This is a genomic window from Blastomonas fulva, from assembly GCF_003431825.1.
Taxonomy (GTDB): Bacteria; Pseudomonadota; Alphaproteobacteria; order Sphingomonadales; family Sphingomonadaceae; genus Blastomonas; species Blastomonas fulva.
The window spans coordinates 1,981,245-1,996,424 of sequence record NZ_CP020083.1 but is presented as its reverse complement, the minus strand read 5'-3'; the positions used below and the strand labels follow the sequence as shown (position 1 = coordinate 1,996,424).

The window sequence follows — 15,180 nt, the reverse complement described above, 5'->3', positions numbered from 1 at the left end:
TATGTGACCGGACGCATGGTGTTGGCCTCCTTGGCCATTGCCGCCTTTTCGCTTTGTCCGGCGCCCTCGCTCGCCAGTCCTGACACATCGGCGTCGGTTGAGGCGGCATCTGCCCCGGCGGTGCGCGACGAGGCCGCGATTGCTGCGGCATGGCACTATGCCGGCAGCGACCTGACCGCCGATCCCGCGATCCGCTTCGGCGTGCTGCCCAACGGCATGCGCTATGCCATCCGCCACAATTCCACCCCCGCGACCACCGCGGTGATGCGGCTGATGATCGATGTTGGCTCCACCGCCGAGGCGGAGGACGAGCGCGGCCTTGCCCATTTCATCGAGCATATGGCGTTCAACGGCACCACCAACGTGCCCGAAGGCGAGATGATCAAGATCCTGGAGCGGCTGGGGCTGGCGTTCGGGGCGGATACCAATGCGTTCACCAGCTATGATCAGACCGGTTATCTGCTCGACCTGCCCAATGTGAACGCTGAGACGGTCGACACCGCGCTCTACCTGCTGCGCGAGACCGCGAGCGAGATCAGCTTTGCGCCCGAGGCGATCGAACGCGAACGCGGCGTGATCCTGTCCGAGCTGCGCACCCGCGCCAACTACGCGCAGCGCAACCGCGAATCGCTGTTCGAATTTTCGGTGCCAGAAACCCGGCTCGCGACCCGCTCGCCGATTGGCGACAAGACCGTCATCGAGACCGCGCCGGCCGAACGGTTCCGCAGCTTCTACGAGCGCTATTACACTCCCGGCCGCTCCACGCTCGTCGTGGTGGGCGATCTCGATGTCGATGCCATGGAGGCCAAGATCATTGCCGCTTTCGGCAACTGGCAGGCCAGGCATGGCGAGGCGCCCGACGTTCCGCTGGGCCGGATCGACGTCACCCGCACCGACCAGGCCAACATCTTTGCCCATCCCGCGATCGACGAGGTCGCAACGGTGGTGCGCTTCTCGCCCTATGTCGAGGAAGCCGACAGCCGCGCCGCGCGCCGCGCCAAGCTGACCCGCGCGATAGGCTACAACATCATCGGGCGCCGCCTGGGCCGGATCGCGCGGCAGGAAAATGCGCCCTATGTCGGCGCCTCGATCGGCCGGTCGGATGTCTACAAGATCGCCAACCAGTCGGTGCTCAACGTCGCCGTCCGCGATGGCGAATGGCAGCGCGGCCTTGCCGCTGCCGAGCGCGAGGTCCGCGCGGCGCTGCGCTACGGCTTTACCGACGCGGAGCTTGCCGAGCAGCTCGCCAACTTCACCACCGGCTATGAGAATGCGGTGCGGGGAAACCAGACCCGCCCCAACGACCAGCTTGCCGACCAGATTTTGGCGATGGCCAAGGATGGCATGATCGTCACCACGCCCGAAAGCCAGCTTGAACGGTTCGTCGCGCTGCGCGACAGCCTGACGCCCAAGATGCTGCTCAAGGCGGTGCGCGAGGACTTCGGCACGCTGGACAAGCCGCTGATCCATCTGTCCACCAAGGTCGATCCCGAAGGCGGCGCACAGGCGATCCGCACCGCCTTTGCCGATGCGCGCAAGACCAGGGTGACCAAGCCCAAGGCGCGCGATGCGCAGGCCTTTGCCTATCAGGACTTCGGAGCGCCCGGCGCGGTGGTGGCGGATGCGACCATCGAGGACCTGGGCATCCGCACCATCCGCTTTGCCAACAACGTCCGGCTCAACCTCAAGAAGACCGATTTCGACAAGAACCGGGTGCTGGTCTCGCTGCGCATCGATGGCGGCGATCTGCTGGCATCGCGCGACAAGCCCGAAGCCACGAGCCTGATGAACATTTTCGTGCGCGGCGGGTTGGAGGCGCACAGCCTGGATGACCTTTACACCATCTTCGCAGGCCGCGCGGTCTCGCTCAACTTCGGATCGGGCGAGGATTATCTGGGCGGCTATCTGGCCACCACCCCCGATGACCTGGCGCTGCAGATGCAGGTACTTACCGCGTTCACCCAGCATCCCGGCTATCGCAGCGAGGCGATCAACCAGTATCGCAGCTATCTGCCCAATTTCTATGCGCGGCTCAACGCCACGCCGGAAGGCGCGATCGGCAGTCAGATCGGCGCGATCCTGTCGGACAACGACCCGCGCTTCTCGCTCGCCGAGCGCGAGGTTTTCGAGAAGCTGACTTTCGACGACCTGAAGTCCGCGATCAGCGACCGGCTGCAACAGGGCGCGATCGAGATCGGACTGGTCGGCGATTTCGACGAGGACGAGGCGATCGCAGCGGTCGCGGCAACATTCGGCGCGCTGCCCGAGCGCGAGGCCGAGTTCCGCGACTATGACGAGGCGCGCGCCCGGCGCTTCACCGACAATCGCGCCCCGCGGGTGCTGCACCACAAGGGCGAGGCCGATCAGGCGATCGTCGAATTCTACTGGCCGACCACCGACGACCACGACTATCGCGAGGACGTCCGGCTGCGGCTGCTGGCCGAACTGCTGCAGATCAAGGTCACCGACGAGCTGCGCGAGAAGCTGGGCGCGAGCTATTCGCCGGTCGCCCGCTCGTTCACCTCCTCGATCTATCCGGGCTATGGCTATATCCAGATCAGCACCAATGTGGCGACGGGCGATGTCGAGCGCGTCGCCCAGGCCATCCGGCAGATCGCGGGCGAGCTCTCCGCGCCTGCCCCGATGGCGGGCGCTGCAACGCCGTCCCCCATCGCGGCTGACGAACTGGCCCGCGCGCGCACGCCGATCCTGGAGAACATCGCCAACAGCGTGAAGACCAACACCGCATGGCTGGGGATCGTCGATGCCGCACAAAGCAAGCCTGCCAAGCTGGAGCGCTTCCGCAGCGGCGGCACCGCTTTCGGCAAGGTGAGCGCGGAAGACCTGCTCGATCTGGCGCGAACCTATCTTCCGCCCGAGCGCGCACTGCTGGTGCAGTCGCTGTACGACGAAGCCGGCGACAAGGGCCAGCTGGCGTCGCGCACCGGGCCGGTCACCACCAACGCGGCGCCCCGCTGAGAGCTGCTGGTATCACCCTCGGGTGCGATAGCCGCTGATGATCCCGAAGATGAACGCCATGAACAGCGCGAGCTGCACATGGCCATTGGGATCGTTCCAGCCGACGAGTTCATGACCGAAGCCGAACAGTCCGACGAACATTGCGAGTGCCAATCCAGCCATATTTCCCCCATTTCGAGGCAAAGGCTATGCCGCACTCCTTTCCGCAGGCTTGTTAACGAAGGTTAACGCGTGCCCGGCAGCGGTGAACACGCGATATTGCGCCGAGCCCCCTTGCCCCTTTGCTGGCGCACGGTATAGGGCAGGCCATTCATTCTGCCAGGAGGACGCCGATGAAGGCCCGCATCCATGTGACCCTGAAAGACGGCGTGCTCGATCCGCAGGGCCGCGCCATCCACCATGCGCTGGAAGGTCTGGGCTTTGGCGGCGTGGAAGACGTCCGCGCCGGCCGGCTGATCGAACTGACCCTCGCCGATGGCACCAGCGATGCCGATATCGACGCGATGTGCCGCAAGCTGCTCGCCAACATGGTGATCGAAAACTACCGCGTCGAGCTGGTCTGATGAAATCGGCGGTCATCACCTTCCCGGGATCGAACTGCGACCGCGACCTGGCCGTGGCGATCGAGCGAGTCACCGGCCACGCGCCGATCCGGCTGTGGCATGGCGAACAGACGCTGCCTGAAGGCCTTGACCTGATCGGGGTCCCCGGCGGGTTTTCCTATGGCGATTATTTGCGCTCGGGCGCGATGGCCGCGCGTTCGCCGGTGGTCGGCGCTGTGATCGAGGCCGCAGAGCGCGGCGTTGCGGTGCTGGGCATCTGCAACGGCTTCCAGATCCTTACCGAAGCCGGCCTGCTGCCCGGCGCGCTGATGCGCAATGCCGGCATCCGCTTTGTCTGCCGTACGGTCGGACTGACAGTCGAGAATGCAAGCAGCCGCTTCACCAGCCTGTACCAGGCGGGCGAGACGATCCGGATTCCGGTGGCGCATCATGATGGCAACTACTTCGCCGATGATGCCACGCTCGACAGGATCGAGGGCGAAGGCCAGGTGGCGTTCCGCTATGCCGAGCCGGTCAACGGATCATCGCGCGAAATTGCAGGCGTGCTCAACGCCAAGGGCAACGTGCTGGGCATGATGCCGCACCCCGAACGCATGGTCGAGCCGCTGCAGGGCGGGACCGATGGCGCAAGGCTGTTCGAGGCGCTGGCGCAATCGGTGCTCGAGCGCGCCTGACCTTCAGCGTCCGCGTCAGCCGAACATAGCGGCGCGGTGATCGGAAAACATCTCGGCCACGTCCTCGGCGCCCATCGGGCGGCCGTAATAATAGCCCTGGATTTTCTTGCACCCCAGCTCGCGGATGACGCGGACCTCGTTTTCGGTCTCCGCCCCCTCGGCGGTGGTGGCCATGCCCAGGCTGTCGGCCATGGCGACGACCGCGCGAATGATCGCGATGCTTTCCTGCATCCCGCGCGCTGCGCCCTGGACGAAGCTGCGATCTACCTTGATCGTGGTGAACCGGGTCTTGCTGAGATAGCCAAGCGCCGAATAGCCCGTGCCGAAATCGTCGAGCGACAGCCCGACGCCCAGCGCCAGGATGCGGTCGAGCGTCTCGCCCGCGCGTGACCCCTCGCGCAGGAACACGCTCTCGGTAACCTCGAGTTCGAGCCGCTGCGGGGCGAGCCCCGTTTCGGACAGCGCCTCGACCACGGTTTCGACAAAGTCAGGCTCGTAAAGCTGCTCGGCGGAAACATTGACCGCAACGCGCACATCGGCCGGCCAGGACACCGCCTCGCAGCAGGCGCGGTGCAGCACCCAGTTGCCGATCGGCACCACCAGCCGCGCGTCTTCTGCCAGCGGGATGAAGCGCGCAGGCGACACCTGGCCGAATTCCGGGTTGTGCCAGCGCAGCAAGGCTTCGAAGCCGACCAAAGATTCGCTCGCGGCATCGACCACCGGCTGATAGGCCAGCGTGAATTCGTCCTTCTCGAGCGCCTTGCGCAGCGCCATTTCCATCACGCGGCGCTCTTCGGCATGGCTGTGCAGCTTGGGCTCGTAGACATTGTGGCGGCCGCCGCCCTCGTCCTTGGACCGGTAGAGCGCGAGATCGGCGCTGCGCATCAGCGTCTCGACGGTGCGCCCGTCGCGGACCCCGTGCGCCGATCCGATGCTGGCGCCGATGAACAGCGTGTGTTCGTCCACCTCATAGGGCCGCGACAGCACGTCGATGATGCGATGGGCGAGATCGCCGATCCGCTGGCCATCGCCGGTATCGCGCATCACCACGGCGAATTCGTCGCCCCCCAGGCGGCCGCACATCTCGTCCTTGCCCATCAGCGAGCGCAGCCGCAGCGACACCTGCGCCAGCAAGCGGTCGCCGACAAGATGGCCGAGCGTGTCGTTGACCGACTTGAACCGGTCGAGATCGATCATCAGGAACCCGCAGCGCGTCTTCCATTGCTCGCACTCGTTCAGCGCGCGGTCGAGCGCTTCGGTCAGTTGCAGGCGGTTGGGCAGGCCCGTCAGCGTGTCATAGCGCGCCAGCCGGGCGATCTTCTCGGCGCTTTCGCGGCTTTCGGTCACATCGGAGCCGACCCCGCGAAATCCGATGAACGCACCATTGTCGTCATAACGCGGCGAAGCCGACAGCTCCCACCAGAAGGTCTTGTCCTCCCCCTGCACCTTGACCACCAGATTGGAGAAGCTCTCGCGCTTGGTCAGCTTGTCCGACAGCACATGCAGGCTGGGCGGCAGATTGCCGCTTTCCCATGCCTTGCCCGCGATCAGCTGGGTCAGCGGCATGCCTTCGATATCCTTGGCCTCGCGCCCGGCGGCAAAGGCAAAGCGCGGGCTGGCCGCGACGATCCGGCGCGAGGCGTCGATCTGCCACAGCCAGTCGGCATCGCCTTCCTCGAACTCGCGCAGCAACAGGCTGACGACCTCGTCCTTTTCGGCCAGGCCGACTTCGGACAGCTTGAACATCAGAAAGGCGCGGGCATTCTCGAACCCGGACAGCGCCAGCATGATGGAGAAGCACACGATCGCACCGATGGTCACGATGTCGCCGACGCGCGCGAAGGCGATGATCGATGCCACCATCAGCACCAGGTTGAACAGCACTGCGCCCAGCGGCAACGCGTTAAGCAGCAGGGTGCCGCCGACCACCAATGCAGCCAATATGGTCCACACCGTGGCGAGCTCCATCGGTCCGGCCTGCGGCGCAAACAGCAATATCGGGATGGCCCAGACAAAGGCGATAAGGCTGGTGGCCGCAACCAGTTGCAGCACGAAACGGCGGGCGACATGATCGTGATTGACCATGCCGCTCTGGCGATAGACGATGGCAGGAAAATACAGTGCGCCGCCCAGCATCGCCATCCACCCGGCAAGTTGCCAGAGCGGCACGAAACCGGCGAAAAGCTGGCACACCATCAAACCCAGAACCAGATTGGTCACCACGCGCAGAATCGCATAGCGAGCAAGCCCGGTATACTGGATCGCACGGAAGTGGTCCCAATCCCCCTCGGCAGGATCGCGCAGGCCAAGAATGGCCATCACGGGCAAATTGCGTGCCGTGGACGGGTTATGTTTGGTGGTGCTCACGCATCGGTTCTAGCCAAACAAAGTTAGCGAAGCGTAACCGGCAGATTTGTAAATGCGTCGGGACGCGCGATGGCGTGATGGGAGAGAGAGATGTCCACTTCGCCTGCAGCCGCGTGATGTCGCGCGCTGCAGGCAAAGGGAAAACCGGCCGCTCCGTCGATTGATCGACGGACGTGGTTCAGATGACGGCCAGCATGATGACGGCGCTGCTGACGAAGGCAGCGGCCAGGTTGAATGCGATACGCATGACGAACTCCTGATGAACGGTTGGAATTTGCCGTGCAGACATCCTGCTCTCTGAAGCGGGAAATAGGTCATAACTTCTGTCATACAAGTGCAATTGTTTTCCATGCACTTGTGTTTTTTGCATGTCATTCGTCGTCGGTGAGGCTCGCTCTGGCTACTTCCCAGTTCCGGCCATCAAACGCTTCCACGTCGGCGGACAGGCCATGGTCGTTGTCCAGGCAGCGGAAATCGACCGACCAGGCCTGGGGGTGCGATCGCGGCTGATAAAAGCTGCGGACCCCGCAGGTGCGACAGAAAAGATGCTCGGCAGCACCGGTACCGAAGCGATAGCTGGAAAGCTCCCCCTGCCCCTGCAGCAGCCGGAAATCGCGGTGGGGCACGATCAGATGCAGAAACCCGGTCTTGTCGCACATCGAGCAATTGCACGCCAGCAGCCGCACTTGCGGCGCGACGTCCGCCTCGAATCGCACCGCCCCGCAGTGACAGCCGCCGGTGACCGTGACCTGCTTGTCAGCGCGCATCGCACGCGACACCTGCGGTCACTCCACCGTCACCGATTTTGCCAGGTTGCGCGGCTGATCGACATCGGTGCCCTTGGCGACCGCGACGTGATAGGCGAGCAGCTGGACCGGCACGGCATAGACGAGCGGCGCGATCAGCGGGTGGACCTTGGGCATCTCGATCGTGGCAAGACACCCCTCGCCTGCTTCGGCGAGGCCTTCGGCATCCGAGATCAGCACCACCTTGCCGCCGCGCGCGCGCACCTCCTGCATGTTGCTCACCGTCTTTTCGAACAGCGGGCCCGAGGGCGCGATGACGATGATCGGCACCGCCTCGTCGATCAGCGCGATAGGGCCGTGCTTCATCTCGCCTGCGGCATAGCCTTCGGCGTGGATGTAACTGATTTCCTTGAGCTTCAGCGCGCCTTCCAGCGCCAGCGCATAGTCCGGCCCACGCCCCAGATAGAGCACGTCGCGCGCCTGCGCGATCGTGTGCGCCATTGCCTCGATCTCGGCATCATGCGCCAGCGCCGCGTTGATCGCAGCGGGCGCCTCGATCAGATGGCGCACGATCTCGGCCTCTTCAGCCTGGCTGAGGCGCCCCTTGGCGCGCGCAAGATTGACCGCAAGCGCCGCCATCACCGCCAGCTGGCAGGTGAACGCCTTGGTCGATGCGACCCCAATCTCGGGCCCGGCATGCGTCGGCAGCAGCAGATCGACCTCGCGCGCCATCGAGCTGGTCGGAACATTGATGATGCCTGCGGTGGTCACCTCGCCCGCCTTCATGTGGCGCAGGGCCGCCAGCGTATCGGCGGTCTCGCCCGATTGAGACACGACCACGCCAAGCATTCCGGGCGACAGCACCGGATCGCGATAGCGGTATTCCGACGCGACATCGACCTCGACGGGGACGCGAGCCAATTGCTCGATCCAGTATTTGCCGATCATGCCGACATAGGATGCGGTGCCGCAGGCGATGATCGTCACCCGGTCGATGTCCGAAAGCTCGAAGTCCATCTGTGGCAGCGCCACCTGCTGTTCGACCGAGCGGATATAGCTTTGCAGCGTCTGCGCCACGACCACCGGCTGCTCGAAGATTTCCTTCTGCATGAAATGGCGGTGGTTGCCCTTGTCGATCAGCGCGCCTGTCACACCCGACAGCGTGACCTCGCGCTCTACGGGAGCGTTGTCGGCGTCAAAGACCTGCGCGCCGTCGCGGGTCAGCACCACCCAGTCGCCCTCTTCGAGATAGGCGATGCGCTGCGTCAATGGAGCGAGCGCCAGCGCGTCCGAACCCAGATAGGTCTCGCCCTCGCCATAGCCCAGCACCAGAGGCGAACCCAGCCGCGCGCCGATCAGCATATCCGGATACTGGCGGAACGCGATGGCGAGCGCGAAGGCGCCGCGCAGCTGCGGCAGTACGGCCTTGACCGCGTCCTGCGGGCTGTCGCCGGCCTCGATCCGCTCGCTCAGCAGATGCGCGACAACCTCGGAGTCGGTCTCGCTCTCGAAACGGCGACCGCGTGCGATCAGCGCATCGCGCAGCTGCTTGAAGTTCTCGATGATGCCGTTGTGCACCAGCGCCACTTCGTCCGTGGCATGTGGGTGCGCGTTCGATGTCGTCGGCGCGCCGTGCGTCGCCCAGCGGGTGTGCGCGATGCCGACATGGCCGGGCGCGGGATCCTTCGCCAGCACATCGACCAGATTGCGCAACTTGCCCTGCGCGCGCCTGCGCACCAGCTGGCCGTCGTGCACCGTGCAGACCCCCGCGGAGTCATATCCGCGGTATTCCATCCGCTTCAAACCATCGACCAGATCGCCCACGACATCGCGCCGGGCGAGGATTCCAACGATACCGCACATTGTGGAAGGTGCCTTTCAAAGCTGGTAGGGGACTCGGATACCCGGCATCTCTGCCGGAAAATCCTTGGTATTTCGTGTCACAAGCACCCGGCCGCGAATTTGCGCGGTGGCCAGGATGATGGCGTCCATGGCTTTCAAGCGTTGCCTTTCGCGACGCATGGAGGCAGCCCGCGCGGCTATTTCTCCATCGATCTCATCGATACCGAATCCGGACAAAAGCACTTCTGCCCGCTTCAAGCCAGTGCCTTGTCCCTTGGAAAGGACCTCAATCCAAACTGCTCGGCTTACCCATATCTTGCCAAATTCAGCCGCTCGCCGAAGTTCGGTTCGAGCTTGTGGGATGCCCCGAAGGGTATCGATCAAAATGTTGCTATCAAAGGTGAAGCTGCTCAAGGGTTTGCGCGCTTTGCTTTTTTATTTGGAGCCTTACTTTCTGGGGCGAACGAAGGCTTGTCAGACAAAAGAGATCCGTCGCCTAACTCTCGTCCATTCTCAGCCAACCAAGCCTTGTGCAACTCATGCTCTCGATCATCCTCCGCATCGAAAAGATCAGGAAACTCAGCCCGAACTTCAGGGTAATCAAAATCCCAAGGGCGCGTTGATGAAGCACGCTCGCGTCGTTGCCATTCGACTGCATCGCCGATGTCCTCGCGATCTTTCCACGCACCGAAACCCTGATCTATCCAGTCAAGAGGTGCTTGGGGACGATAAGCAGCGACCGCTTCGCGCAAAACTGCGGCGCGAGACTTGCCCTGCTTGGCAGCAAGCTGATCGAGCCACTTGATGTCATCTTCAGGAAGGTCGGCGAGGATGCGGGGCATGATCATATACTGATATCATATCATGATATCATGTCAAGGGATTGCGCAGTGAGCCAGCCTCGTGACCGATGTCAGCATTCCGCCCGCAGCTTCGCATCCGTTTGCGCGCCATAACTTCCACCCTATCCCGGCGATCACCAACGCACACGCGACGAGAACCAGAACCAACGGATGCCGCCTCACTTACCCTCGCGCTTCTTCCGGCGCATCGCGTCGTGAAAGCGGTCGGCCCAGCCGGGCTTGACCAGCTGCTCCGCGCGGACAAGACGCAGTTCGCCATCGGCGACGTCGCGGCTGACGGCACTGCCTGCCGCGACAATGGCATCACGGCCAATCTTCACAGGCGCGATCAACGAGCTGTTCGATCCGATGAACGCGTTCTCGCCGATCACGGTCTGGTATTTGAAATAGCCGTCGTAGTTGCAGGTGATCGTGCCTGCGCCGATATTGGCGTTTGCGCCGACAGTCGCATCGCCCAAATATGTCAGGTGGCTGGCCTTGGCGCCGGGACCCAGCACCGCCTTCTTCATCTCGACGAAATTGCCGACCTTCGCCCCTTCCTGCATCTGAGCGCCGGGCCGCAGCCGCGCGAACGGGCCGACCGAACAGCCGCTGGCGATCGTCGCGCCCTCGATATGGCTGAAGGCGTGGATCACGACGTTGTCGGCAATCGTGACCCCGGGGCCGAACATCACATTGGGTTCGATGACGACATCGCGGCCCACGATCGTATCGTGCGCGAACCACACGGTCTCAGGCGCAACCAGGCTCGCGCCATCGGCCATCGCCCGCGCGCGGCGGCGCGCCTGCCAGATGGCCTCTGCTTCGGCGAGCTCGGCGCGGCTGTTGATCCCGATCAGCTCGTCGGGGTCGGTCTCGACCACCACCGCGCGGTCGCCGTCCTGGATCGCCAGCATCACGATATCCGGGAGATAATACTCGCCTGCCGCATTGTTATTACCGACGCGGTCGAGCAGCGACCAGAGGTCGGCGGTGCGCACCGCGGTGACGCCGGAATTGCACAGCTTGACGCCGCGCTCGTGATCGCTCGCGTCCTTGAACTCGACCATCTTGGTGATATTGCCCGAAGCATCGGCGATGATCCGGCCATAGGCCTTGGCGTCATCGGGCGTGAAGCCCAGCACCGCAACGCGTGGGCCGTCCGCTGCGGAAAGCCGATCGGTCAGGCGGCGAATGGTGTCGGGTTGCAGGAACGGCGTATCGCCGAAGCACACGATTGCGATGCCATCGAAATCGGCCAGCGCCTCCCGCGCCTGCAACGCGGCATGCGCGGTGCCCAGTTGCTCGGCCTGGTGGGCGATGGCGACGCCGCGCGGCGCGACCGATGCCTCCACCTGCTCGCGTCGTGCTCCCACAACGACGACCTGGCGCGCGGCCCCCGCCGCGCTCAGGCTTTCCAGCAGGTGATGCAGCATCGGCAGCCCGGCAACAGGGTGTAGCACCTTGTGCAGATCGGACTTCATCCGTGTGCCCTGGCCCGCCGCCAAAATGATTGCAGCCAGCGCCTGCTCACCCATACTCTAAGTTCTCCGCGTTTCCCAAAGCAGATCGCACAAACCCTTGCCACGAACCGCTTGCATCTTCCACCTTTTTCGGGCGATGCAGCCTCTCATGACAGACTTTCCCTACCAAATCATTGGCTTCGACCTCGATGGCACATTGCTCGATACCAGCCCCGAACTGACCGTATCGGTCAACCACACGCTGGCGCTGGCGGGGCTGCCCACTTTGAGCCTGGAAGAGGTCAAGCCGATGGTTGGCCTGGGTGCCAAGCACATGCTGCAGGTGGGGCTCGAGCGCGCGGGCAACAGCGATCCGCAGGCGCTGCGCGACTATCTGCCGATCCTGCTCGATCATTATGGCGACAATCTCGGCAGCGGCTCCCCGCCCTATCCCGGGCTGCTCGATGCGATGGCGCGGTTTGACGCGATGGGGGTGAAGATGACCGTCGTCACCAACAAGTACGAAAGGTTCGCGGTCAAATTGCTGACCGAGGTCGGCCTGATCGACCGCTTCGCCTGCGTCATCGGCGGCGACACCATGGGCAAGGGCAAGTCCAAGCCCGATCGCGCGCCGATCGACGAGATGATCCGCCGCAGCGGCGGCGAGCCGGGATCGACGCCCGCCGCGTTCATCGGCGACAGCATCTATGACGTGATGGCCGCGCACAATGCGGGCATCCCTTGTGTTGCGGTGAGCTTCGGGTTCCTGCACCAGCCGGTCGACACATTGGGGGCCGATGCGATTATCGATCATTACAACGAGTTCATTCCGACGCTGCAGCAGATCGCGGCGAACGGCTGACCTAACCGCGATGCCCCTTGCGCCATTTGGTCCACAGGTGGCGCGCCAGCATCGCAGGCGGCATGCGCAAAAGGTGCGAGCGGATATAGAAGCCCTGGCGGGTAAGCTTGCGGGTCTTGCGGCCCCATCCGTCGACCGCGGTGATGCGGCGCAGGAAGAGCATGTCGCTCGCATGCACGGTATTGCGAGCCCGGTCGGGTCGTAGGAACATGATGGGAGTGGAGTAGAGCTGGGCCGACAGCCGCAGGGCCCGTCCCACTGCGTCGCTTAGTCCGTGCAGTCTGGCCCGCTCTGCCAGCGTTTCGGAGAACCCTGGCTCTTCGACAACGAACTGCCGCACCAGCCGGTCGATATCCCACAGGTTGCGCATCCCGCCGGACAGGTCCCCGTCCGCGATCAGGTGCGCTGCGGCGTGGCAGATGATGTCGGCGGGCGAGAGCACATACAGCCCCGAGGGAAGCAATCGCGCGCTGGCGACCAGCGCGGCGGCATCGGGCCTTGGCCCTGCGGTCAGCGGCAGGATCGTGTGGTGGACGTCGATCATCCGGTCCCGTGTTGCATGGATCAGCGGCGGCAGCTCGTGCATCCACTGACGGTAATAAGCATCGTCATAGGGATCGGGCTTGACCCACTCCCACCCCGCCTTGAGCAGCAGCGCTTCGACCTGATCGAGTCCGGCGCGCTCGACCAGGATATCGAGATCGCCGATCGAGCGACCTAAGGCAGCGTCGTATCCGGCCGCAGCAAAGGCGGTGCCCTTTAGCAGCACGACCTTGCCGGGATAATCGGCGAGCGCCATCGCTGCGCACTCGGCTTCCCACAGCGCCTGACGCTGGCCGGCGACATTGGAATGACGCACATCGGCAAGCACGCGGACGACATCGGGCGGCACCGGCGCATCGGCGAGCACTTCCGCCAGCGTTCCGATCAGCGAGAGTGCGCGCGCGGCGGACAGCAGATGCGTCCATCCGGTCGGATCGAGCCCGGCGACCGACCCCGGATCGGTGAGCGCGCGCGCGACCGACCAGCCATCGCTCATGCCGCGGCCGCCCTTACCCCCAATTTGCCCCCCTGTTCGGACCACAGACGCTCGACCATCTCGACGCCCTCCTCGCCATCGGAATAATCGATGGCGCAGGCGGACATCGCGCGGACAAAGCCGGTCAGCGCATCGAACCCGCGTTCGCCCAGGGCGACATAGTTGGTCGAGGCCTGGGTGAGCCGGACGAAGCTCTCCGCCTCGTCGACCCGGCGCACCGCGCGCGGAAAGCCGAAGCGCGGGAAGAGCAGCAGCGCCGGCCGCGTCTCGCGCGCCATCAGCTCGACCGCCTCGGTGCGCGGGCGCAGGTGACGGATTGTGCCCTTGGGCGTCTCGCGCATCACCGGACCGAATCGGGTCTCGTCATCGACCTCGCGCTCCATCGCGGCGATCGCAGCGTTCTTGAGGCTGACCGGGCGCGGAAACGGCACGATCATCCCGCTATCTGGATCGAGCAGCACGAACTCGTCGCCCAGAAACCGCCAGCCGCGTTCGCCCAGCAGCGCCGAAAGCGTGGATTTGCCCGCGCCCGAGACGCCGGTCATCACCACCGCGCGGCCATTGCGCGATACCGCGCTGGCGTGCAGCAGCAGATGCCGCCGCCAGCCCAGAGCCATTTGCAGGTTCATCGCCATTTCGGCCGCGAGCAGCCCCTGTTCGAGCGGCAAAGGCGCGGCATCGGGCAGCGTGAAATCGCCCGCGATCGCCACCTGCGGCTTGACGAACCGGCGCAAGGCGGATGTCGCCTGCAACCGCACGGTGAAATCGGGAACACCCTCGTCCTGCGGGTAATCCTGATACAATGCGCGCAGCTGATCCACCGGCGCGCGCCAGTCACTGCCGATGCGGAATCGGGCCGGTCCGACAGTGATGGAACAGGAGTGGCGCATGCATCGCGCCTTACAGGCAGCGGGCACGCGGACAAAATGGAAACAGGGGGTTAGGCGGCCAAGTGCAGCGGATTTACATCACCCTGATGCAAGCGTGTCACGCATCGCGCGTGATCACGACCAGCCCCAGCGCGCCCAGCTCGGCAAGCCGCTCGGCGAACACGGCCTCGGGGGCTTCTTCGGGCTCGTCGCCGACGATATCGAACCGTTCCGCGACCAGCGCCAGCACCTGTGCGGGGGTCACCGATTCTCCCGGAGGCAGCTGCGCGAGCGCGTCGAGCAGATCGGGAACCGGCTCGGCGAGCAGATGGGTGATGCCGGAGGGCACGTGATAGATCGCCTCAAGCCCGCCGAGCGGCACGCGCTTCAGCGCGGAAGCGGGCAAGGCGGAGAAGCGAGGCAAGGCCATATACGCGCGGCGCCTCGCAATCAGCGGCGGGGCATCTGCAGCGAGGCGTAGCAGGTAAAGCCGCTCTGGCCGTTCTGCAGCTTGCGGATATAGTTGAGATAGGCCTGAGACTGTTCGCGCGAGGCGCCTGGCAGGTTGCGCCCCTGCAGCGCCTGGCGCACTTCCTCGCCGGTGAAATCGCGCGGCGAAGGCGGGAACGCTCCCGGGGTATCGGGGGAGACCAGCTTGCCCGAGGCGTCGATGAACATGCCCTTGCCACGCTCGGGCACGGGGATGGTGCAGTTGAGCACCGAGCCTGCGGTCTGCGCCAGCGCAGGCCGGATGCTGACCACGGCAGAGGTGGCGACTGCGCCGATCAGCAGCGTGCGCCGCGATGCCGCTGCGCGCATGTCGATCCCGCGCGAATCATCCTGGCCGGTATCACCCATTTTGCTGTCGTCAGCGCTCATATCTGCAATTCCCCGGTGCCCGGCACGGTCGGCGCACATGTTTGCACGAACTTAA

General features: G+C 64.6%; 16 protein-coding genes. 4 read left to right on the top strand and 12 right to left on the bottom strand.

Annotated features, from left to right (window positions below; all coding sequences use genetic code 11):
* Nucleotides 1-3: 3 nt before the first annotated feature.
* Nucleotides 4-2,979, top strand: coding sequence for a M16 family metallopeptidase (locus B5J99_RS09285; protein ID WP_162892534.1), 2,976 nt, complete (start codon nucleotides 4-6; stop codon nucleotides 2,977-2,979).
* Between the two features lie 12 nt (nucleotides 2,980-2,991).
* Here the strand turns inward: B5J99_RS09285 and B5J99_RS19525 are convergent, their stop codons facing one another.
* Nucleotides 2,992-3,141, bottom strand: a complete 150-nt coding sequence (locus B5J99_RS19525) for a hypothetical protein (protein WP_162892532.1) — start codon at nucleotides 3,139-3,141, stop codon at nucleotides 2,992-2,994.
* A gap of 170 nt (nucleotides 3,142-3,311) precedes the next feature.
* Here B5J99_RS19525 and purS point away from each other — a divergent pair, with 170 nt between their 5' ends.
* Together purS and purQ are read left to right on the top strand one after the other, a co-directional pair.
* Nucleotides 3,312-3,542 carry a phosphoribosylformylglycinamidine synthase subunit PurS gene (purS, locus tag B5J99_RS09280; RefSeq protein ID WP_054133451.1) on the top strand — a complete coding sequence of 77 codons (231 nt, stop codon included), beginning with the start codon at nucleotides 3,312-3,314 and terminating at the stop codon, nucleotides 3,540-3,542.
* Nucleotides 3,542-4,216, top strand: coding sequence for a phosphoribosylformylglycinamidine synthase subunit PurQ (purQ, locus tag B5J99_RS09275; protein ID WP_117352245.1), 675 nt, complete (start codon nucleotides 3,542-3,544; stop codon nucleotides 4,214-4,216). Before purS ends, purQ begins: the two co-directional genes overlap by 1 nt.
* 15 nt (nucleotides 4,217-4,231) lie before the next feature.
* Here the strand turns inward: purQ and B5J99_RS09270 are convergent, their stop codons facing one another.
* The 7 genes from B5J99_RS09270 to glmU form a co-directional block, all read right to left on the bottom strand.
* Entirely contained in the window at nucleotides 4,232-6,583 is a 2,352-nt protein-coding gene (locus B5J99_RS09270) for a putative bifunctional diguanylate cyclase/phosphodiesterase (protein ID WP_245991581.1), read from the bottom strand.
* Between the two features lie 178 nt (nucleotides 6,584-6,761).
* Nucleotides 6,762-6,953, bottom strand: a complete 192-nt coding sequence (locus B5J99_RS19520; protein ID WP_150126177.1) for a hypothetical protein — start codon at nucleotides 6,951-6,953, stop codon at nucleotides 6,762-6,764.
* A 1-nt stretch (nucleotide 6,954) separates the two neighbouring features.
* A complete protein-coding gene (locus B5J99_RS09265) occupies nucleotides 6,955-7,350 on the bottom strand; it encodes a GFA family protein (RefSeq protein ID WP_117352243.1) in 396 nt (131 codons plus the stop codon).
* A gap of 18 nt (nucleotides 7,351-7,368) precedes the next feature.
* Nucleotides 7,369-9,192, bottom strand: coding sequence for a glutamine--fructose-6-phosphate transaminase (isomerizing) (gene glmS, locus B5J99_RS09260; protein WP_117352242.1), 1,824 nt, complete (start codon nucleotides 9,190-9,192; stop codon nucleotides 7,369-7,371).
* A 15-nt stretch (nucleotides 9,193-9,207) separates the two neighbouring features.
* Nucleotides 9,208-9,585, bottom strand: a complete 378-nt coding sequence (locus tag B5J99_RS09255; protein ID WP_054133456.1) for a type II toxin-antitoxin system VapC family toxin — start codon at nucleotides 9,583-9,585, stop codon at nucleotides 9,208-9,210.
* Complete coding sequence (locus B5J99_RS09250; RefSeq protein WP_245991847.1) at nucleotides 9,582-10,019, bottom strand: ribbon-helix-helix domain-containing protein; 438 nt, start codon at nucleotides 10,017-10,019, stop codon at nucleotides 9,582-9,584. The genes B5J99_RS09255 and B5J99_RS09250 overlap by 4 nt, the downstream gene beginning before the upstream one ends.
* Nucleotides 10,020-10,192: 173 nt before the next feature.
* On the bottom strand, nucleotides 10,193-11,551 hold the full coding sequence (gene glmU, locus B5J99_RS09245; RefSeq protein WP_117352241.1) for a bifunctional UDP-N-acetylglucosamine diphosphorylase/glucosamine-1-phosphate N-acetyltransferase GlmU: 1,359 nt from the start codon (nucleotides 11,549-11,551) through the stop codon (nucleotides 10,193-10,195).
* Between the two features lie 94 nt (nucleotides 11,552-11,645).
* Here glmU and B5J99_RS09240 point away from each other — a divergent pair, with 94 nt between their 5' ends.
* Nucleotides 11,646-12,338: an HAD hydrolase-like protein gene (locus B5J99_RS09240; RefSeq protein ID WP_069049386.1), complete on the top strand. Its 693-nt coding sequence runs from the start codon at nucleotides 11,646-11,648 to the stop codon at nucleotides 12,336-12,338.
* A gap of 1 nt (nucleotide 12,339) precedes the next feature.
* Here B5J99_RS09240 and B5J99_RS09235 read toward each other — a convergent pair whose 3' ends face one another.
* The 4 genes from B5J99_RS09235 to B5J99_RS09220 all read right to left on the bottom strand — a co-directional run bounded on the left by B5J99_RS09235 (nucleotide 12,340) and on the right by B5J99_RS09220 (nucleotide 15,104).
* Nucleotides 12,340-13,377: a nucleotidyltransferase domain-containing protein gene (locus B5J99_RS09235; protein WP_054133460.1), complete on the bottom strand. Its 1,038-nt coding sequence runs from the start codon at nucleotides 13,375-13,377 to the stop codon at nucleotides 12,340-12,342.
* A complete protein-coding gene (locus B5J99_RS09230; protein WP_117352240.1) occupies nucleotides 13,374-14,267 on the bottom strand; it encodes an HprK-related kinase A in 894 nt (297 codons plus the stop codon). Before B5J99_RS09230 ends, B5J99_RS09235 begins: the two co-directional genes overlap by 4 nt.
* A gap of 97 nt (nucleotides 14,268-14,364) precedes the next feature.
* Complete coding sequence (locus tag B5J99_RS09225) at nucleotides 14,365-14,676, bottom strand: HPr-rel-A system PqqD family peptide chaperone (RefSeq protein WP_117352239.1); 312 nt, start codon at nucleotides 14,674-14,676, stop codon at nucleotides 14,365-14,367.
* Nucleotides 14,677-14,696: 20 nt separating this feature from the next.
* Entirely contained in the window at nucleotides 14,697-15,104 is a 408-nt protein-coding gene (locus B5J99_RS09220) for a hypothetical protein (protein WP_054133676.1), read from the bottom strand.
* Nucleotides 15,105-15,180: the final 76 nt, after the last annotated feature.